At 61.7% G+C, this 19,621-nt stretch carries 23 protein-coding genes; 15 read left to right on the forward strand and 8 right to left on the reverse strand.

Annotated elements, in window-relative coordinates:
* Positions 1–10: 10 nt before the first annotated feature.
* The gene (gene aroC, locus C4J88_RS18440) at positions 11–1,102 is read right to left on the reverse strand and encodes a chorismate synthase (RefSeq protein ID WP_124367795.1); all 1,092 of its coding nucleotides are present in this window, start codon (positions 1,100–1,102) and stop codon (positions 11–13) included.
* Between the two features lie 143 nt (positions 1,103–1,245).
* Here aroC and C4J88_RS18445 point away from each other — a divergent pair, with 143 nt between their 5' ends.
* Both C4J88_RS18445 and C4J88_RS18450 read left to right on the forward strand, forming a co-directional pair.
* Entirely contained in the window at positions 1,246–2,208 is a 963-nt protein-coding gene (locus tag C4J88_RS18445) for an alpha/beta hydrolase (RefSeq protein ID WP_124407788.1), read from the forward strand.
* A 99-nt stretch (positions 2,209–2,307) separates the two neighbouring features.
* Positions 2,308–3,111, forward strand: coding sequence for a hypothetical protein (locus C4J88_RS18450; protein WP_124407789.1), 804 nt, complete (start codon positions 2,308–2,310; stop codon positions 3,109–3,111).
* 127 nt (positions 3,112–3,238) lie between these two features.
* Here C4J88_RS18450 and prmB read toward each other — a convergent pair whose 3' ends face one another.
* Positions 3,239–4,147 (reverse strand): 50S ribosomal protein L3 N(5)-glutamine methyltransferase, encoded by a 909-nt coding sequence (prmB, locus tag C4J88_RS18455; protein WP_124407790.1) that lies wholly within the window; start codon positions 4,145–4,147, stop codon positions 3,239–3,241.
* A gap of 239 nt (positions 4,148–4,386) precedes the next feature.
* Here prmB and C4J88_RS18460 point away from each other — a divergent pair, with 239 nt between their 5' ends.
* The 5 genes from C4J88_RS18460 (at position 4,387) to C4J88_RS18480 (ending at position 7,169) form a co-directional block, all read left to right on the forward strand.
* Positions 4,387–4,977 (forward strand): cysteine hydrolase family protein, encoded by a 591-nt coding sequence (locus tag C4J88_RS18460; RefSeq protein WP_124363712.1) that lies wholly within the window; start codon positions 4,387–4,389, stop codon positions 4,975–4,977.
* A 141-nt stretch (positions 4,978–5,118) separates the two neighbouring features.
* Positions 5,119–5,439, forward strand: a complete 321-nt coding sequence (locus C4J88_RS18465; RefSeq protein WP_124363713.1) for a hypothetical protein — start codon at positions 5,119–5,121, stop codon at positions 5,437–5,439.
* A 75-nt stretch (positions 5,440–5,514) separates the two neighbouring features.
* Entirely contained in the window at positions 5,515–6,072 is a 558-nt protein-coding gene (locus C4J88_RS18470; RefSeq protein ID WP_003175227.1) for a Smr/MutS family protein, read from the forward strand.
* A 78-nt stretch (positions 6,073–6,150) separates the two neighbouring features.
* Complete coding sequence (gene folE, locus C4J88_RS18475; RefSeq protein ID WP_124363714.1) at positions 6,151–6,696, forward strand: GTP cyclohydrolase I FolE; 546 nt, start codon at positions 6,151–6,153, stop codon at positions 6,694–6,696.
* Between the two features lie 101 nt (positions 6,697–6,797).
* The gene (locus C4J88_RS18480) at positions 6,798–7,169 is read left to right on the forward strand and encodes a glutathione S-transferase N-terminal domain-containing protein (RefSeq protein WP_124363715.1); all 372 of its coding nucleotides are present in this window, start codon (positions 6,798–6,800) and stop codon (positions 7,167–7,169) included.
* Between the two features lie 214 nt (positions 7,170–7,383).
* Here C4J88_RS18480 and C4J88_RS18485 read toward each other — a convergent pair whose 3' ends face one another.
* Genes C4J88_RS18485 through C4J88_RS18495 form a run of 3 tightly spaced genes read right to left on the reverse strand, consistent with a single transcriptional unit; the run spans position 7,384 to position 10,320 of the window.
* Positions 7,384–7,704 (reverse strand): hypothetical protein, encoded by a 321-nt coding sequence (locus C4J88_RS18485; protein WP_124363716.1) that lies wholly within the window; start codon positions 7,702–7,704, stop codon positions 7,384–7,386.
* Positions 7,701–9,026 (reverse strand): acyclic terpene utilization AtuA family protein, encoded by a 1,326-nt coding sequence (locus C4J88_RS18490; protein ID WP_124407791.1) that lies wholly within the window; start codon positions 9,024–9,026, stop codon positions 7,701–7,703. Before C4J88_RS18490 ends, C4J88_RS18485 begins: the two co-directional genes overlap by 4 nt.
* A 1-nt stretch (position 9,027) precedes the next feature.
* Positions 9,028–10,320 (reverse strand): CitMHS family transporter, encoded by a 1,293-nt coding sequence (locus tag C4J88_RS18495; protein ID WP_124363718.1) that lies wholly within the window; start codon positions 10,318–10,320, stop codon positions 9,028–9,030.
* A gap of 126 nt (positions 10,321–10,446) precedes the next feature.
* Between C4J88_RS18495 and C4J88_RS18500 the strand changes: the two genes are divergently transcribed.
* Entirely contained in the window at positions 10,447–11,343 is an 897-nt protein-coding gene (locus tag C4J88_RS18500; RefSeq protein ID WP_124407792.1) for a LysR family transcriptional regulator, read from the forward strand.
* Positions 11,344–11,386: 43 nt separating this feature from the next.
* Here the strand turns inward: C4J88_RS18500 and C4J88_RS18505 are convergent, their stop codons facing one another.
* Entirely contained in the window at positions 11,387–11,989 is a 603-nt protein-coding gene (locus tag C4J88_RS18505; protein WP_124363720.1) for a glutathione S-transferase family protein, read from the reverse strand.
* A gap of 335 nt (positions 11,990–12,324) precedes the next feature.
* Here C4J88_RS18505 and C4J88_RS18510 point away from each other — a divergent pair, with 335 nt between their 5' ends.
* Entirely contained in the window at positions 12,325–13,644 is a 1,320-nt protein-coding gene (locus C4J88_RS18510; protein ID WP_256659141.1) for an NCS2 family permease, read from the forward strand.
* Positions 13,645–13,708: 64 nt separating this feature from the next.
* Entirely contained in the window at positions 13,709–14,350 is a 642-nt protein-coding gene (locus C4J88_RS18515; RefSeq protein ID WP_124367804.1) for a LysE family translocator, read from the forward strand.
* 80 nt (positions 14,351–14,430) lie between these two features.
* Here C4J88_RS18515 and uraH read toward each other — a convergent pair whose 3' ends face one another.
* A complete protein-coding gene (gene uraH, locus C4J88_RS18520; protein WP_124367805.1) occupies positions 14,431–14,784 on the reverse strand; it encodes a hydroxyisourate hydrolase in 354 nt (117 codons plus the stop codon).
* A 47-nt stretch (positions 14,785–14,831) separates the two neighbouring features.
* A complete protein-coding gene (locus C4J88_RS27455; RefSeq protein WP_164485267.1) occupies positions 14,832–15,146 on the reverse strand; it encodes a hypothetical protein in 315 nt (104 codons plus the stop codon).
* A 77-nt stretch (positions 15,147–15,223) separates the two neighbouring features.
* On the opposite strand from C4J88_RS27455, the gene puuE reads away from it, so the two are divergent.
* The 5 genes from puuE (at position 15,224) to C4J88_RS18550 (ending at position 19,621) form a co-directional block, all read left to right on the forward strand.
* On the forward strand, positions 15,224–16,150 hold the full coding sequence (gene puuE, locus C4J88_RS18530; RefSeq protein ID WP_124404827.1) for an allantoinase PuuE: 927 nt from the start codon (positions 15,224–15,226) through the stop codon (positions 16,148–16,150).
* Entirely contained in the window at positions 16,147–16,662 is a 516-nt protein-coding gene (uraD, locus tag C4J88_RS18535) for a 2-oxo-4-hydroxy-4-carboxy-5-ureidoimidazoline decarboxylase (protein WP_124407794.1), read from the forward strand. Before puuE ends, uraD begins: the two co-directional genes overlap by 4 nt.
* A gap of 41 nt (positions 16,663–16,703) precedes the next feature.
* Positions 16,704–17,699 (forward strand): allantoicase, encoded by a 996-nt coding sequence (alc, locus tag C4J88_RS18540; protein WP_124407795.1) that lies wholly within the window; start codon positions 16,704–16,706, stop codon positions 17,697–17,699.
* Between the two features lie 83 nt (positions 17,700–17,782).
* A complete protein-coding gene (locus tag C4J88_RS18545) occupies positions 17,783–18,286 on the forward strand; it encodes an ureidoglycolate lyase (protein ID WP_124363727.1) in 504 nt (167 codons plus the stop codon).
* A 51-nt stretch (positions 18,287–18,337) separates the two neighbouring features.
* On the forward strand, positions 18,338–19,621 hold the full coding sequence (locus C4J88_RS18550) for a urate hydroxylase PuuD (protein ID WP_124407796.1): 1,284 nt from the start codon (positions 18,338–18,340) through the stop codon (positions 19,619–19,621).

Genomic DNA, 19,621 nt, shown 5'->3' on the forward strand with positions numbered 1-19,621 from the left:
CTTCAGCCCTTCACAGCTGGCCCAGGACCGGCGTACTCACCTGCACATCAGCGTTTTGCCCGCGGTTGCGCAGCAGGTGGTCCATCAACACGATGGCCATCATGGCTTCGGCAATCGGCGTGGCGCGGATGCCGACGCATGGGTCGTGGCGGCCTTTGGTGATCACGTCCACCGGGTTGCCATGCACATCGATCGAGCGGCCCGGCGTGGTGATGCTCGACGTGGCCTTGAGCGCCAGGTGCGCCACGATCGGCTGGCCCGAGGAGATACCGCCGAGGATGCCGCCGGCGTTGTTGCTGAGGAAACCCTGCGGGGTCATCTCATCGCGATGCTCGGTGCCGCGTTGGGCCACACAGGCGAAACCGGCGCCGATTTCCACGCCCTTGACCGCATTGATGCTCATCAGCGCGTGGGCCAGTTCGGCGTCGAGACGGTCGAAGATCGGCTCGCCCAGGCCCGGCTTCACGCCCTCGGCCACCACGGTGATCTTGGCACCGACCGAATCCTGATCGCGGCGCAATTGGTCCATGTAGGCTTCCAGTTCCGCCACCTTGTCCGGGTCGGGGCAGAAGAAGGCGTTGTCTTCGACGCTGTCCCAGGTCTTGAACGGGATTTCAATCGGGCCGAGCTGACTCATATAGCCACGGATGACGATGCCCTGGGTCGCCAGGTATTTCTTGGCGATGGCACCGGCCGCCACGCGCATCGCGGTTTCGCGCGCCGAGCTGCGGCCGCCGCCACGGTAGTCGCGTTCGCCGTATTTGTGATGGTAGGTGTAGTCGGCGTGGGCCGGGCGGAACAGGTCCTTGATCGCCGAGTAGTCCTTTGACTTCTGGTCGGTATTGCGGATCAGCAGGCCGATGGCGCAGCCGGTGGTGCGGCCTTCGAACACACCGGAGAGGATCTCGACTTCATCGGGTTCCTGGCGCTGGGTGGTGTGACGGCTGGTGCCGGGCTTGCGGCGGTCCAGGTCACGTTGCAAGTCTTGCAGAGACAGCTCGAGGCCGGGCGGGCAGCCGTCGACAATGGCGACCAACGCCGGGCCATGGCTTTCGCCCGCGGTGGTGACAGTGAACAGCTTGCCGAAGGTATTGCCGGACATGCAGGGCGCTCCGTGAAGTCAGTTGAAACAAGTCAACCGTAATAACTTAAGGCGGCCAGTATACGCAGGCTAACCGACTAGTTCATCCTCGAAACCTTACCGGTAGACGTTGGTCCAACCGGCACCTCTCCAATGATGGCGCGATGATGCTGCGAGTTTTGCTGTTCACCCTCACCTTGTTTACCGTCGCGGCCCAGGCCGCCTCCCCTGTCGTACTGCAACGGCCGATCAGCCTGGACACCGGCAGCGGTGAGCTGTTTGGCTCGCTGCTACTGCCGCAGTCCGAGCAACCCGTGCCGGTGGTGCTGATCATCGCCGGCTCAGGCCCCACCGACCGCAACGGCAACAGCGCCGATGGCGCGCGCAATGACAGCCTCAAGCGCCTGGCCTGGGTGCTGGCCCGGCACAATATCGCCAGCGTGCGCTATGACAAACGCGGCGTGGCCGCCAGCCTTGCCGCGACCCCTGACGAGCGCAACCTGACCCTCGACGCCTACGTGTCCGACGCCGTGGCCTGGGGCAAGTTGCTCAAGGCCGACAAGCGCATGGGCCCGCTGATCGTGCTGGGCCACAGTGAGGGCGCGCTGGTCGCCGCCCTCGCCGCGCCGCAATTGAGTCCGGCCGGGGTGATTTCCCTGTCCGGCAGCGCCCGCCCGGTCGACCAGGTGATTCGCCAGCAACTGGCCGATCATCTGCCCCCGGCCCTGCTGCTGCGCAGCAACGAAATTCTCGACCACCTCAAGGCCGGCCAAGTGGACGCCGATGTGCCGCGCCCACTGGAAGGTATTTTCCGACCCAGCGTGCAGCCTTATCTGATCAGCCTGTTCCGCGCCGATCCGTCGGCGGCCTTTGCACGGCTGACCATGCCCGCCCTGATCATTCAGGGCACCAACGACATCCAGGTCGGCGTCGGCGATGCCCAGCAACTGAAAAAAGCCAAGCCGGACGCGCAGTTGACGGTGATCGAAGGCATGAACCATGTCATGCGCATCGTGCCCAACAACGTCAAGCAGCAACTGGCGTCCTACAACGACCCGAAATTACCCCTCGCCGCCGAACTGGGCGAGCGGATAGTGCGTTTTATCAACGGTCTTGCACCCCGTTAAGCGGCTATTGGCCTCCAGTCCTGGAGAAAGCGGCCGATAAGCCCAGGATCGACAGTAAAAAGACTGTCGGCTCGCAGGGCTTGGACAGGATCGCGCCGCATGACAACCACAGAAGCAACCCCAGAATCCACAGCCGACATCCCGGCTGAAACCGAGGCCGCCGCAGCAGCGGCGCTGCCCTGGGCGGACGTGCACGCCGAACATTTCAAGATGCTGCGCCTCGCCCCGCTGGCCACCGACCGTGCGACCGGCGCGCGGCCATTGCGCTTTGTGCAGTTCGGTTATGCCGAGCGCCATGACTCGCATCACAGCCTGTTGCGCATGGTCATCCAATTGCCCGGCCAGCGCGTACGCCGCGAGCAGAACCAGCTGGATATCTGGGTAGATCACGATAAACATCGCGTGCACTTCGGCCCGGGTAACAGCCTGGAAATCGAACCGGTCAACCGCGGTCTTGGCCGTTTCCTGGTCGCCCAGGCCGCTGCATGGGCCAAGAAGAAGTGGTCACACTACCGCGTTGACGGCGTGGACCTGGCCAACAAGGACGCGCTCAACGAAGCCACGCGCCTGCGCCGCGATCACTTCCTGCGCATCCAGGGTTTTGACGTGGCCTACGCCGACGTGCAACACCTCAAGGGTAACGTGCAGCCGGGCAAGGTCAGCGAGGTGCTGGACAGTTGGAACACCGAGAAGGTGCAATTCGTCGAAATCCTCGAAGCCGCACAGATGCTGCAACAGGCCGAGCACAACCTGGCCGAGCACGAAGTGAGACTGCGCAAGGAAGAGGAAAAGGTCACCAAGTTCAAGCGTGAGGACAGCGGGTTGCGCTTTACCATCACCTGCCTGGTGGCGTTTACCGTGTTTCAGGCGGGACTGTTGATCTGGATCGCCACGCACCGCTAGCAGGGTGAAATGCGATCACTTGTGGGAGGGGGCTTGCTCCCGATAGCGGTGTGTCAGCTAGCAATGCATTTACTGACACTGCCTCATCGGGGGCAAGCCCCCTCCCACATTGACCGTGTTTCTTCAGTTAGATCCTATCGGTGAAGATTGCTTGATGCGCCCGGCACTGCTCAGCCGTGAGCATGAACACCCCATGCCCGCCGCGCTGGAAGTCCAGCCAGGCAAAGTCCACTTCCGGGTACAGCGCCTCGACGTGTACCTGGCTGTTGCCCACTTCGACAATCAGCAAGCCCTTCTCGGTCAGGTGGTCCGCCGCTTCGGCCAGCATGCGCCGTACCAGATTCAAGCCATCATCGCCGCAGGCCAGGCCCAGCTCGGGTTCGTGCTGGTATTCATCCGGCATGTCGGCGAAATCTTCGGCATCCACGTAAGGCGGGTTCGACACGATCAGATCGAAGCGCTGCCCCGGCAGGCCCTCGAAGCCGTCGCCCTGCACGGTATACACGCGCTCATCGACGCCATGCCGCTCGATGTTCTGGTTGGTCACTTCCAGGGCTTCGAAGGACAAGTCGCCCAGTACCACCTCGGCGTCCGGGAACTCGTAGGCACAGGCGATGCCGATGCAACCGGAGCCGGTGCACAGGTCCAGAATGCGCGCCGGCGGCTGGGCCAGCCAGGGTTCAAAGCGGTTTTCGATCAGCTCGCCAATCGGCGAACGCGGAATCAGCACGCGTTCATCGACAATGAACGACATGCCGCAGAACCAGGCTTCTTTCAGCAAGTAGGCGGTGGGAATACGCTCATGGATGCGACGATGCAGTAAACGCTGCACATGGGAGATCTCCTCTTCTTCCAGATTGCAGTCCAAGTAGCTGTCGGCAATTTCCCACGGCAGATGCAGGGCGCCGAGCACCAGTTGCCGGGCTTCGTCCCAGGCATTGTCGGTGCCATGGCCAAAAAACAGGTCTTCCCCATGGAAACGGCTGACAGCCCAACGGATATGGTCGCGCAAGGTGCGCAGGCGGGAAGTGATCACGGGGGCAGACTCCTGGAAAAAACGACTGGCGATTCTAACAGCGTTCACCTGTACCGACGATGTACGAAACGCCTTTGCCATACGTCGGATTTCATCCAAATTGCCACCATTGGGTTAAACAACTCACCCACTTGACAGGGCTGCACGTCAACAACGGCGTACCTTACGATGGTAGCGATTCACAGAACCGCTCAGCCAGTGGACAATGTCACAAAAGCCCCCCTGACAGGAGCCCCAGAATGTCCGTTCCAAAGACGATGTTTCAACTCAGCGGTCGTGGTTACGCAGCTGCCAACCTTGCCCATGCGACGCTCGTGATCATCGACGCCCAGAAGGAGTACCTCAGCGGCCCACTCGCCCTCTCGGGCATGGACGCGGCGGTCGGCAACATCAAGCAACTGGTGGCCGCTGCGCGCAACGCCGGGCGGCCGATCGTGCATGTGCGTCACCTGGGTACCGTGGGCGGCCTGTTCGATCCCCAAGGCGAGCGCGGCGAATTCATCCCCGGCCTGGAACCTGAAGGCGACGAAACCATCATCGGCAAGCTGCTACCCAGCGCCTTCCACGGCACCGGCCTGGAAAAACACCTGCAGGACCTGGGTTCGCTGGACCTGATCGTCTGCGGTTTCATGAGCCACTCCAGCGTCAGCACCACGGTGCGCGCCGCCAAGAACCTCGGCTTTCGCTGCACCCTGGTGGAAGATGCCTGCGCCACCCGCGATTTGCCCTACAAAGGCGGCGTGCTCAGTGCCGAGCATGTGCAGCAAACCGAAATGGCCATCATGGCTGACAACTTCGCCACCCTCGCGTTGACCAAAGATCTGATCTGATCGTCTCTGGGATGAGCGGTGCGCCCTGTTGACTGCCCCGCTCATCCGCAAAACGTGTTCATTTCGCGCATTTACCCCGGGCACAGGAACAACCTGTGTATCTTCCGGTCGAAGGGCCGATACCCTGGAGGAAAGGTCGGAATGAAGATATCCGATGGTTTTGATGCTCGTCGCTTGCGCCCCAAGGGCCCGAGCAACTGGCGTCTGCGCCTGGTGGCGGGCATTGCCGCGCTGCTGGCGATTGTAGGTGTGGCGCTGGCGGGCGCAGGTGGCGCCGGCCTGTTTGGGCATTCGCCAGCACTGGGCGAGCTGAATGCCAGCCCTGGCGGCTCGGCGATCCTGCTGGGCATCGGCCTGCTGGTGGTGTGGCTGGGCGTGTGGTTGTGGCGCCGCAGCCGGCGCAGAATGCGCCAGCCGCTGTCGTTGAACATCGCTTCGCACCTGATGAAAAAACACGACTGATGGCGCTTGGATAGCATTTGCTGCGCCCTGTCCGCCGCGATTTAGGTAAACTGCCCGCCCTTCGCGGAGGCTGACATGCAAGACGACGATTTTTCCCTGTTCAAGAACGAGCTGCGCGGCGTCAAGCCGATCAAGCACGACCGCGCCGACACCGGCAAACCCAAGGCTGATCGGGCGCAGATCGCCAAGCTGCGCCAGGCCGCGACCGTGCGCACCGATGCCACCACCGTGGATGGCTTGTCGGACCAGTTCGTGATCGACGTAGGCCCCGAAGACGAGCTGATGTGGGCGCGTGATGGGGTACAGGAAAGCCAGATGCGCAAGCTCAAGGCCGGCCAGATCCCGTTCGAAGGCAGCCTCGACCTGCATGGCATGACCGTGGAAAAAGCCCGCGAAACACTGTGGGCCTTCCTTGCCGAAGCCACCAAGTTCGAAATCCGCTGCGTGCGCGTCACCCATGGCAAGGCCGTGCGACTGGACGGCAAGCGGCCGATGATCAAGAGCCACGTCAACACCTGGCTGCGCCAGCACGCCCAGGTCCTTGGCTTTACCTCGTGCCAGGCCCGCCACGGTGGCGCCGGCGCGGTGTATGTAATGCTCAAGCGCACCATGATGGAAGGCCGCGACGAGTAACAAGTGCCATCGTCAGGCTTGCAGCGATGTGTCCGCCCCCGTAACCTTGCGCTTTGCGAAAATCCCACAGGTAGTTTCATGTCCCTGGAACAGAATTACACAGAGATTCTCGGCCAACTCGGCGAGGACATCTCCCGTGAGGGCCTGCTCGACACGCCAAAGCGTGCCGCCAAGGCGATGCAGTACCTCTGCCGCGGTTACGAACAAACGTTGGAAGAAGTCACCAACGGTGCCTTGTTCAGCTCCGACAACAGCGAAATGGTGCTGGTCAAGGACATCGAGTTGTACTCGCTGTGCGAACACCACCTGCTGCCGTTTATCGGCAAGGCTCACGTTGCCTACATCCCGAGCGGCAAAGTGCTGGGGCTGTCGAAGGTCGCGCGGATCGTCGACATGTATGCGCGTCGCCTGCAGATCCAGGAAAACCTCAGCCGCCAGATCGCTGACGCGGTGCTGCAAGTGACCGGCGCCCTGGGCGTGGCGGTGGTGATTGAAGCCAAGCACATGTGCATGATGATGCGCGGTGTGGAAAAACAGAACTCGTCGATGATCACGTCGGTGATGCTCGGTGAGTTCCGCGAAAACGCGGCCACCCGCAGCGAATTTCTCAGCCTGATCAAGTAAGTGGCTATATAGGAAAAGCCGGCGTTCATCGCCGGTTTTTTTTCGCCTGCAGAATTCAGGTAAGCTGCGACCCCTTCTTCATGGGCAAGAGGCTTTCAGCCATGTTCGTCAAAGCACTTCGAGTGGGCCTCGGCCAGATCATCATCGCCGGCGACTTCCTGACCCGTCCGCGCAAAAAGCAGCGCCCGGCCGAACAACAGGCCAAGGTCAACGCAGCCGCCAAGGACCTGACCCTGTATCAGTTCCACGCCTGCCCTTTCTGCGTGAAAACCCGCCGCACCCTGCATCGCCTGAATGTGCCGGTCGCACTCAAGGACGCCAAGAACAACGAGCACGACCGCCAAACCCTGCTGGAGCAAGGCGGCAAGATCAAAGTGCCGTGCCTGCGCATCGAGGAAAACGGCCAGACCACCTGGATGTATGACTCCAAGGTCATCATCGACTACCTGGACAAGCGCTTCGCCGCGATCTGAATGTTCTGTGGGAGGGGCAAGCCCTATTGCCCGTCAGTTAAGGCTTTTTGTAGGAACGAGGCGGGCGGCTAGCCCTTGCTCGCGAAAAACTCACAGGCACCGCGTTCATTCAGAAAGCACGCGTTATCGTTGACGTTTTTCGCGAGCAAGCTCGCTCCTACAGACGGCGGTGTACGCTTAACTGACTCGCATTAGGGCTTGCCCCCTCCCACATTTAGTTTGGTGCTGACATATCCAGGTCCAGCAGCGCCGAGCCCAGGCACTTGCCGTGGGCATCCAGTGCCAGCGAACGCGTGACGCCGCCGCGCAGGATGCCCGGCAGCACGAAGTTCAGCGCCTGTACGTTGGGCAATGCGTAACGTTGCACCGGCGCCGCGCCAGGCTCCAGTAGGTCTGCGAAAAACGCGGCGACGCGCTCGGCGGTCAGCTGTTCACACAGCAACGGGTAATCCTCGGCGCGATAAGCAATGATCGAGATGTTCGACGTATCGCCCTTATCCCCGGTGCGGGAGTGGGCCAGTGAATGCAACTTCATGCTTCTATCCTCGGTTTGACCCTGTCACGAGGCAGCAGCAACGACGCCACCGCCACCACCTGGCGCACGCTCTTGCTCGCTCCGCCACCGCCAGCGGGGCCATTGGTGTAGAGGGTTTCCACTTCATTGCCGATGCGCACGGCGTCGCTGCGTTCTTCACACCGGGCGGCGACCCGCAGGCGCACTTCCCAAGGCTCGGCATTGCTGCGCGGGCCATGCAAGGCATCCATGCCGATCAACTCGGCGCGCACTTCCTGCATCTTCACACCGGTCAGTTCCAGACGCTTGAGCACCACCTCGCGCGCCAGTTGCGCCCGTGCGACAGCGCCCGGGCCGCCGTAGGACATCTGCCCCTCACCGATCCAACCGTCAAGATAACCGACGCTGACTTTCAGCTGTTCGGGCCGCGCCCGCCCTTTGGCGCCGTGGGCACGCACCCGATCAACGCCCTCCTCGACAAACCCCACCTGTGAAAAATCGGCCGTGACGTCCGGGGTCAAATACGCTTGCGGGTCGTGCACTTCGTAGATCAGTTGTTCGCTGCAGGTGGCGCGGTTGACCTGCCCTCCAGAGCCCGCGACCTTGGTGATCAAGGCAGTGCCGTCGGCGGCGATCTCGGCCAACGGAAAGCCCAGGCGCGCCAAGTCATCCACATCCTTGAGGCCTGGGTCCGCAAAATAACCGCCGCTGACCTGCCCGGCACATTCGAGCAAATGCCCGACCAGGGTGCCCTTGCCCAGGCGCTGCCAATCGTCGGCGGCCCAGCCGAATTCGAACATCTGCGGCGCGAGAAACAATGACGGGTCGGCCACACGCCCGGTAATCACCACATCGGCGTCGGCGCGCAGGGCTTCAATAATGCCGTCCACGCCCAGGTAGGCATTCGCCGAAATCAGCCGCTCACCCAGCGCACCCAGGGTCTGGCCGTTGTCCAGCAACTGCTCGGGCTGCAATGCCGCCAGCACGTCATCGCCGACCACGGCCACCACCTTGAGGTTCGCCCCCAGTTCACGGGCGATGCGCCGCACCTCGACGGCGGCCGACACTGGGTTGGCCGCGCCCATATTAGTGATCACGCGCAGACGGCGGCGGCCTTCGCGCGCCCCGACAAAGGGCAGCACCCGGCGCATGCGCTCACTCAACAAAGGGTCATAGCCGCCTGCCGGATCGCTGATGCGCGCCTGTTGGGCCAGGGCGATGGTGCGTTCGGCCAGGCATTCGAACACCAGGTAATCCAGGTCGCCCTGTTCGGCCAGTTCCACGGCGGGTTCGATACGGTCACCGGAGTAGCCGGCACCGGCACCGATGCGCAAGGTTTTCATCTCAGATAACTCCCAGGAGCAGCGCGGTCAGGGTCATCAACACCGACGCGGCGAACAGAAAAGGAATGGTGAAGCGCTGGTGATCGGCCAGCTCGATCTTGCACAGGCCCACCAACAAGAAAGTCGCGGGGGTCAACGGGCTGACCGGAAAGCCCGTGGTGTGCACGCCCAGTAACGAGGCCTGGGCCACTTGCAGCGGGTCGACACCCAGCGCCTTGCCAACTTCGGCAATCACCGGCATCACGCCGAAATAGTAGGAATCGGGGTCGAACAGCATGCTCAACGGCATGGAAATGAAGCCCACCACCGCAGGGATCAACTTGCCATGACCCGCGGGAATCTGCGCCACCGCCACTTCGGCAATCGCCTTGAGCATGCCGGTGCCTTGCATGATGCCGGTGAACACGCCGGCGGCAAGCAGGATGCTGGCCATGGTCAGGGCGGTTTTCGCATGGGCGTCGATACGGGCGCGCTGGGCGTCGACGTTGGGGTAGTTGATACACAGCGCCACCACGGTGCCGAGCATGAACATCACCACCGGGTCGACCCAGCCGGCGATCATCACCACCATCACCAGCACAGTGAGGATCAGGTTGACCCAGAACAACCGTGGCCGACGCAGCTGGATATCGGCGTCACTGAGCACCCGTTGCGGCACCGCGTCCACGCTGGAGCCGGCCCCCAGGCCCAGGCGTTTTTCTTCACGGTGGCCCAGCCACCAGGCGCAGGCGAACACAAAGATCAGCCCGACGATCTGCACTGGAATCAACGGTTGGAACAGGTCTGCCACCGGCACATGCAACGCTGCCGACGAGCGCAGCACCGGGCCGGTCCACGGCAGGAAATTGACCCCGGCCGCCATGGCACAGACACACGCCAGAATGCGTTTGTCGATGCCCAGCCGCGTATACAGCGGCAGCATCGCCGGCACCGTCACCAGGAAGGTCACCGCGCCGGACCCGTCCAGGTGCACCAGCAGCGCCAGGGTCGCAGTACCGACGACAATTCGCGTAGGACGCGTCCCTACCGTGCGCAGAATCCGCTCGATGATCGGGTCGAGCATGCCGGCATCGGTCATGATCCCGAAAAACAGAATGGCGAACACAAACATGCCTACCACGGGGGCGACGTTCTTGATGCCGGTGATGATGAAGGCGCTGGTTTGCAGACCGAAGCCACCGAGCAACGCGGCGATGATCGGCAGGGCGATCAGCGCCACCAGCGGCGAGAGGCGCTTGCTCATGACGGCAGCAAGCAGACACAGAATGGTAATGACGCCCAGGGTAGCGAGCATGGGTTACTCCAGAGCGGCCTTGATGGGCCGGTTATTGTTTTCCCTGGAGTATTGGAATCAGGTTAGGCTTTGTAAATTGGAATATTCAGACACCAGTATTCGAAAAAACAAAATGAAGCCGCCCGTATGAAAAACAGCATCCAACACATCCAGGCGTTCCTCGCCGTTGCTCGCACCGGCAGCTTTACCAAGGCCGCCAGCGAGCTGAACCTGTCCCCCTCGGCGCTGACCGTGCAGGTGCAACAATTGGAAGAGTGGCTGGGCGTCGCCCTGCTCGACCGCAGCCCGCGCCATGTGGCTATCACCGCCGCCGGCCACGACGCGCGTGGCCCCATGGAAAAACTGCTGCTGGACCTGGACAACATCGTCACCGGCTCGCGCGATCTCGCAGCCCTGCGCCGTGGCGTCGTGACCATCGCCGCCCTGCCCTCGGTGTGCGCCGGCAGCCTGCCGCCGGTGTTGCGCCTGTTTCGCGAACGCTTCGCCGGGATCGAAGTGCGCCTGCATGACCTGGTAGCCCACCGCATCCAGGCCCAGGTGCGTTCCGGCGAGGTGGACTTCGGTATCGGCGTGCGCGCGCGCCTGAGCCACGGCCTGGACTTCGTGCCGGTCCTCAATGACCGGCTCTGCGCGTTCGTGCCGCTGGGTCACGCCCTCGCCCACCATGGGCAGCTGACCCTGGCACAACTGGCGGATCAGCCGATCATCCTCACCGGCCGCGACAGCAGCGTGCGCGAACAGGTGGATGCGTTGTTCGATGAAACGCGGCTGACGCTCAATGCGGGCATGGAGGCGAACTACATGTCCACGGTGCTGGCGCTGGTGCGCCAGGGGTTGGGGATCAGCGTACTGCCGGAGTCGGCAGCGGACAGCCTGGAGGGGTTGAAGCGGATCAACATCGACCATCCCGGGGTGAACAGGGAGATCGGCTTGATCAGTCGCAGCGGAATGGCATTGAGCCCGGCGGCGCAGCGCTGCTTTGAACTGCTCACTGAAGAATTATCTGACGCACCATCCGGCTAAATGTGGGAGGGAGCTTGCCCCCCTCCCACATTCGAATGGTGGCTCAGCCCAGCATCGCCACATGGTTTGGATGACTGGCCACGCGCTGCAACCATGCCTGCACCGCCGGATAAGGCGCCAGGTCAAAGCCGCCTTCATGGGCCACATGGGTGTAGGCATACAACGCGATATCGGCAATCGAATACTGCTCGCCCACCAGGTAGGGCGTGGCTTGCAACTGACGTTCCATGACCTTCAGTGCTTTGTAACCGCCCTTGTGGCTGGTCTTGTATTCTTCGAGGCGATCCTGCGGCATGTTCAGGTAAAACTGAATGAACCGCGCCACCGCAATATACGGCTCGTGGCTGTACTGCTCGAAGAACTGCCACTGCAACACCTGGGTGCGCAAGCGCGGCTCACTGGGTAAAAACTCGCTGCCATCGGCGAGGAAGTTGAGGATCGCGTTGGACTCCCACAGGCAGGTACCGTCTTCCAGTTCCAGCACCGGGATCTTGCCGTTGGGGTTCTTGGCAAGAAATTCAGGGGTTTGGGTGTCACCCTTGAGAATATCGATATCGATCCACTGGTACGGGATGCCCAACAGGCTGAGCATCAATTTGACCTTGTAGCAATTGCCCGATCTGTAATCGCCATAAACCTTGTACATGGGCTCCCCTTATGCCGCTTCGCGCGCTCTGAGCGAACGCTTGCGCCATCAAAGTGCGGGTATCGAGGGATTGTTTCAAGGCGTGCGGCAGAATAAATCTGGCCGCACGCGCTGGAAGCAGCCTTTCATCCCTTTCCGCCAAGATAATCGAAAACATTATTTGCTTTATTTGTATACAAAAGCATAATTCGCTTCGTGCGAGTTCCTGACCTAACAGTCAACAAAACCCGCCAGTACCTCAAAGCGCTGTTGCCCACTCATGTGACCGGCGCTGGAAATAACAATAAAACGATTGAGGAGTACTCGCTGTGGATAGCCGCAAAACCGAAGCCCCTATGTTGGATCTCGCCGCGCACCAAGGCGGCTGGCTGGAACGCCTGTTCAAACTGCGTTTGCATGGCACCACAGTGAAGACCGAGCTGATCGCCGGCCTCACGACGTTCATCACCATGGCCTACATCATCTTCGTCAACCCCAACATCATGGCCGACGCCGGCATCGATCACGGCGCGGCCTTCGTCGCCACCTGCATCGCCGCCGCGCTGGGTTGCCTGTTGATGGGCCTGTACGCCAACTGGCCGGTGGGCCTGGCACCGGGCATGGGCTTGAACGCGTTTTTCACCTACACCGTGGTCGGCACCATGGGCTACCACTGGGAAACCGCGCTGGGTGCGGTGTTTATCTCTGGCGTGCTGTTCATGGGCCTCACCTTGTCCCGCGTGCGCGAATGGCTGCTCAACAGCATTCCGGTGAGCCTGCGCCACGCCATGGGCGCGGGTGTCGGCTTGTTTCTCGGGGTGATCGGCCTGAAGACCGCCGGCATCATCGTCGACAGCCCCGCCACGCTGATCAAGCTCGGCTCGCTGCACGAGCCCGCGCCCCTGCTGGCGGCGGTGTGCTTCCTGCTGATTGCGATCCTCAGCTACCACCGCGTGTTCGGCGCGATCCTCATCAGCATTATCGCCGTGACCCTGGCCGGCTGGGGCCTGGGCCTGGTGCACTACAACGGCATTCTCTCCACCCCGCCCAGCCTGGCGCCGACCTGGATGGCCATGGACGTCAAGGGTGTGTTCAATGTCAGCATGATCAGCGTGGTATTTGCCTTTCTTTTTGTACACATGTTCGACACTGCCGGTACACTGATGGGCGTCGCGCAACGGGCCGGGCTGGTCAATGCGGACGGCAAGATCGATAACCTGTCCCGTGCATTGAAAGCCGACAGCGCCTCCAGCGTGTTCGGGGCCATGGTCGGCGTGCCGCCCGTGACCAGCTACGTGGAAAGCGCCGCCGGGGTGGCTGCCGGCGGGCGCACCGGGCTGACGGCGGTGACGGTGAGTATTTTGTTCGTGGCGGCGATGTTTTTTGCGCCGCTGGCGGGCATGATTCCAGCCTATGCCACGGCGGGCGCCTTGATTTACGTGGCGATGCTGATGATGGCGAGCATGGCGCATATCAATTGGGACGAGGCCACCGACAGCATTCCGGCCATCGTCACGGCGATCATGATGCCGCTGACCTTCTCGGTGGCCGACGGCATCGCGCTGGGCTTCATCACCTATGTCGCGCTGAAGGCCGGCACCGGTAAGCACAAGGAAATTTCCGTCAGCCTGTGGGTGCTGTGCGTGATTTTTATCGCCAAGTTCGCCTTCCTGTAAGGCCCCACGGCTGCACCGCGCCTCACCCCGTCGGGTGGGGCTTTTGTACGATTGGAGGACTGCAATGAACCTGGAAACCTGGCTGCTGTTCAGCGGCGCGGCGCTGGTGGTGATCCTGATCCCTGGCCCTCTTTCCCTGCTGATGATCAGCAACAGCTTGAACTACGGCCTGCGCCGTTCGTACCCGGCGTTCCTGGGCGGGGTATTTGCCTCGATCTGCCTGCTGAGCGCCTCGGCCTTGGGCCTGGGCGCGTTGTTGCTGGCGTCCGAGCAAGTGTTCAGCGCGCTGAAAATCGTCGGCGCGATGTACTTGTTTTACCTGGCTTGGCAGAGCTGGCAGCAATCACGCCGTCCGGCCGAGGGTGCTGATGTGCCACAAGTGGCGTCGACCCCACGTTTTCGCGTGCTGTTCGGTCGCGCCTTTGTGCTGGGCGCCAGCAACCCCAAGGACATTCTTTTCTTTGCCGCCTTCTTGCCGCAATTTCTCAGCGCGGATCAGGCATTCCTGCCGCAACTGTTGACCATGATCGCCACCTGGACCGTGCTCGACCTGCTGTGCAAGCTTGGTTACGGCCTGGGTGCGCAGAGCGCCGCGCGGTATTTGCGTAGCGGCTCGGGCCAGAGCTGGTTCAACCGCATCAGCGCAGCCTTGTTCGGCTGCGCCGGCGTGGCCTCGCTGATCAAGGCTCGAGCGCCACTGGGTTGAATGCGCAGCCGAAAAAAAGCCCGCAGTGTGGGCGGGCAAAAAACCAACGAAGAGCTTGGGGGTATGAAGCGAGGTGACGCTCAGCTACCGCGATAGGTCGAATAGCTGTAAGGCGAAATCAGTAACGGGACATGGTAGTGATCCTGCTCGGCGCTGATGCCGAACCGCAGCACTACCACATCGAGGAAAGCCGGCTCCGGCAACTGCACGCCACGGGCGCGGTAATAGTCGCCGGCGCTGAACTGCAATTGATAGACACCGCTGCGGTAGTCGTCGCCCTGCAGCAACGGTGCGTCGCAGCGACCGTCGTCGTTGGTCACGGCGGTGGCGACCAGCGTTAGTTGCGCGCCGTCGACGCGGTACAGCTCAACCTTGATTGTGCTGCCGGGGCAGCCGTGCGCGGCATCCAAAACGTGTGTGGTCAAACGTCCCATGGCGTTTATGCGCCTCCCGAAGTCAGTCATAAAGAACCCGCACTCTTTCAGGGCATCGAAAAAGCCGGTGAGAGCTGATTAAGACATTTTTCAAAAAAATTGTACACAATAAATTCAACAGACTCTAAACCTCTGTAGGAGCGAGCTTGCTCGCGAAAAAGCTCAACGCCAACGCGAAGTTCCAGGTAGAAAAGTGGCGCACTCAGGCTTTTCGCGAGCAAGCTCGCTCCTACAGTGAATTTTTTTGTGGTTAGCTGACCGGTTAGGCAAGTTTCTTGCAGCGGCCCTGCAAAGATACCTGCAGAAAAAATGCAGAAATGCAGGCTTACAAAGTGAGCAATAAGTTGTATACAATCACTCATCGCTGTGACGCCACCCAGTCTTTCCGCTGCCCGGCCGCCACACACACTTGCTACCACGAACAAGAAGGAAGACTGCAGTGAGCGCTGACTACCCACGCGACCTGATCGGTTACGGCAGTAACCCTCCTCACCCCCACTGGCCGGGCAATGCACGTATCGCGCTGTCGTTCGTACTCAATTACGAAGAAGGCGGCGAGCGCAATATCCTGCATGGCGATAAAGAGTCCGAAGCCTTCCTCTCGGAAATGGTCTCGGCGCAACCGCTGCAGGGCGCGCGCAACATGAGCATGGAGTCGCTGTACGAATACGGAAGCCGTGCCGGGGTGTGGCGCATCCTCAAGCTGTTCAAGGAATTCGACATCCCGCTGACCATCTTCGCCGTGGCCATGGCCGCCCAGCGCCATCCGGACGTGATCCGCGCCATGGTTGCCGCCGGCCACGAGATCTGCAGCCACGGTTACCGCTGGATCGACTACCAGTACATGGACGAGGCCCAGGAACGCGAGCATATGCTCGAAGCGATCCGCATCCTCACCGAGCTGACCGGTGAACGCCCGCTGGGCTGGTACACCGGCCGCACCGGCCCCAACACGCGGCGCCTGGTGATGGAGGAAGGCGGCTTCCTGTATGACTGCGACACCTACGACGACGACCTGCCCTACTGGGAACCCAACACGCCCACCGGCAAGCCGCACCTGGTCATCCCTTACACCCTGGATACCAACGACATGCGCTTCACCCAGGTGCAGGGTTTCAACAAGGGCGACGACTTTTTCGAGTACCTCAAAGACGCCTTCGACGTGCTCTATGCCGAAGGGGCCGAGGCGCCGAAGATGCTTTCCATCGGCCTGCATTGCCGCCTGATTGGCCGGCCGGCGCGCCTGGCTTCGTTGAAGCGCTTTATCGAGTACGCCAAAAGCCATGAACAGGTGTGGTTCACCCGCCGCGTCGACATCGCCCGGCACTGGCAGCACACCCACCCCTGCACGGGAGCGGCGAAATGACTGCGTTCCAAACCCTTGAACCGTCGAGCCTGAGCCGCGATGAATTTGTCGCCTCCTTCGCCGATATCTACGAACACTCGCCATGGGTGGCCGAAAAGGCCTTCGACCTGGGCCAGGATGCGTCGATCGACCAGATCGAAAGCCTGCACCAGCGCATGAGCGATATCCTGTTGAGCGCCGATCACGCCAGCCAGTTGGCCCTGATCAACGCTCACCCGGACCTGGCCGGCAAAGCCGCCGTCCAGGGCCAGCTGACCCAAGCCAGCACCGATGAACAAGCGGGCGCGGGTATTCACCAATGCACGGCCGAAGAGTTCTCGCGCTTCACCGAGCTGAACGAGGCCTACAAGGCCAAGTTCAAGTTTCCCTTCATCATGGCGGTAAAAGGCAGCAACCGGCACCAGATCCTGGCCGCGTTCGAAACGCGCATTCACAACTCGGTTGAAACCGAGTTCAACTGCGCGCTGGCTGAGATCAACAAGATCGCGTTGTTCCGATTACTGACCCTCTAAACGACCATCCCCAGCCACTCTATTCAAGGCAGACAAGAAGAATGAAAGCGCAACCCGTACCTTTCGAGAAGTTCGTCAACCTCGCCGACGCCCGCCTGGGCACCAAGATCATCGAAGTCACCGATGACTGGTTCGCCGACGCCAACCGCCTGTTCCAGCCGACCCCGGCCGTGTGGAAGGAGGGCGTTTTCGATGACAACGGCAAGTGGATGGACGGCTGGGAGTCACGCCGCAAGCGCTTCGAAGGCTACGACAGCGCGGTGATCCGCCTGGGCGTGCCGGGCTCGATCAAGGGCGTGGACATCGACACCTCATTCTTCACCGGCAACTACCCGCCGTCGGCCTCCCTGGAAGCCTGCTTCGTCGCCTCGGGCGAGCCGGATGCCAACACCCAGTGGGTGGAAGTGCTGTCGGCGGTCGAGCTGCAAGGCAACAGCCACCATTACCACGAGATCCACAACGCGCAGGCGTTCAGCCACCTGCGGTTCAACATCTACCCGGATGGCGGCGTGGCCCGTCTGCGCGTGTACGGTGTGCCGTTCCGCGACTGGTCTGCGGTGGGCGACAACGAACAGGTCGACCTGGCCGCCGCGCTTAATGGCGGGCGTGCCCTGGCCTGCTCCGATGAACACTTCGGGCGCATGAGCAACATCCTCAACCCAGGCCGTGGCATCAACATGGGCGATGGTTGGGAAACCGCACGTCGCCGTACGCCGGGCAATGACTGGGTGATCGTCGCGCTGGGCCACCCTGGCGAAATCGAGAAAATCATCGTCGACACCCTGCACTTCAAGGGCAACTACCCGGACACCTGCTCGATCCAGGGCGCGTTCGTCAAGGGCGGCACCGACAGTCAGATCGAAACCCAATCACTGTTCTGGCGTGAACTGCTGCCGGCACAGAAACTGGAAATGCACGCCGAACACACCTTCGCCGAGCAGATCAAGGCGCTGGGGCCGATTACCCACATCCGCTTGAACGTGTTCCCGGATGGGGGCGTGAGTCGCCTGCGGGTGTTGGGCAAGGTAGCCAAATAAGCGAACCAAGAGCGGACGCAGAGCGTCCAGGGCAGCGTTCCCACGCAGAGCGTGGGAACGATCCAACTGAAAAGAAGACAGCCATGCGCACACTGACGATCGAACCCCTGACCAAAGAAGCCTTCGCCCCCTTCGGAGACGTTATCGAAACCGATGGCAGCGATCACTTCATGATCAACAACGGGTCGACCATGCGCTTTCACAAACTGGCGACGGTCGAAACAGCACAGCCTGAAGACCACGCCATCATCAGCATCTTCCGCGCCGACGCGCAGGACATGCCGCTGACCGTGTGCATGCTGGAGCGACACCCGTTGGGCAGCCAGGCCTTCATTCCGCTGCTCGGCAACCCCTTTCTGATCGTGGTCGCGCCACTTGGCGATGCACCTGTATCAGGCTTGGTCCGCGCCTTCGTCACCAACGGCAGGCAGGGCATCAATTACCATCGCGGCGTCTGGCACCACCCGGTGCTGACGATCGAAAAGCGGGATGACTTCCTGGTGGTTGATCGCAGTGGCACAGGCAATAACTGCGATGAGCATTTTTTCAAAGAGGATGAGCGGTTGATCCTCGCCCCCCACCAATAAGAGAAGGTCTGATCACCCGACAACAAGGGCGACAGGCGAGAGGTAAAGACTGTGGAAGCACATTTGATGGAATGGCTGAACCTGAGCGTGCGCTGGGTTCACATGATCACCGGCGTCGCCTGGATCGGCGCTTCTTTCTACTTCGTCTGGCTGGAAAACAACCTCAATCGCGTCAACCCCAAGAGCGGCCTGGCCGGTGACTTGTGGGCGATCCACGGTGGCGGCATCTACCACCTGGAAAAATACAAACTGGCCCCGCCGACCATGCCGGACAACCTGCACTGGTTCAAATGGGAAGCCTATTTCACCTGGATGTCGGGCATTGCGCTGCTGTGCGTGGTGTTCTACTGGAATCCGACCTTGTACCTGCTCGCCCCCGGCAGCAGCCTGAGCGGCACCGAAGGCGTCTTGCTGGGCATTGGCTCACTGTTCGTCGGCTGGTTCGTCTACTCGTTTCTTTGCGACTCGGCCCTGGGCAAGCGCCCTGCCCTGCTCGGCTTGATCCTGTTCGTGCTGTTGATTGCAGCGGCCTACGGCTTCAGCAAGGTGTTCAGCGGCCGTGGCGCCTACCTGCATGTGGGTGCGGTGATCGGCACGATCATGGTCGGCAACGTGTTCCGCACCATCATGCCCGCCCAGCGCGCGCTGGTGGCGGCCATCGCCGAGAACCGCACACCCGACCCGGCGCTGCCGGCCAAGGGTTTGCTGCGCTCACGGCACAACAACTACTTCACCTTGCCGGTGCTGTTCATCATGATCAGCAACCACTTCCCGAGCACCTATGGCAGCCACTACAACTGGCTGATCCTGGCCGGGATCGCGGTGGCGGCAGTGTTGGTGCGCCACTACTTCAACACCCGGCATAACAGCCAGAAGTATGCGTGGACCTTGCCGGTGGGTGCGCTGGCGATGATCAGCCTGGCCTACGTGACCGGGCCCACGCCGGCGCCGGAAGTGGCCAAGGCACCGACGGCGATCGAGTACCAGCCGTTGCCGGAAACTGCCCTGGGCGGCGGCGTGAAACCGGCTGCGCCTGCAGCCCCGGCAGCTGAACCGGCACCTGCCCAAGCCAGCACCGACTTTGGCCAGGTGCACCATGTGATCGAGCAGCGTTGCACCGTCTGCCATTCGGCCAAGCCCACCAGCCCGCTGTTCAGCACCGCACCGGCCGGGGTGATGTTCGACACGCCGGCGCAGATCCAGCAACAGGCGGCGCGCATTCAGGCGCAGGCCGTGGCCAGCCAGATCATGCCGCTGGGCAACATCACCCAGATGACCCAGCAGGAGCGGGATTTGATTGGCACCTGGATCAACCAGGGGGCGCGTACCAACTGA

Origin of the sequence: Pseudomonas sp. R4-39-08, from assembly GCF_003852275.1 — a bacterium.
Classification (GTDB): Bacteria; Pseudomonadota; Gammaproteobacteria; order Pseudomonadales; family Pseudomonadaceae; genus Aquipseudomonas.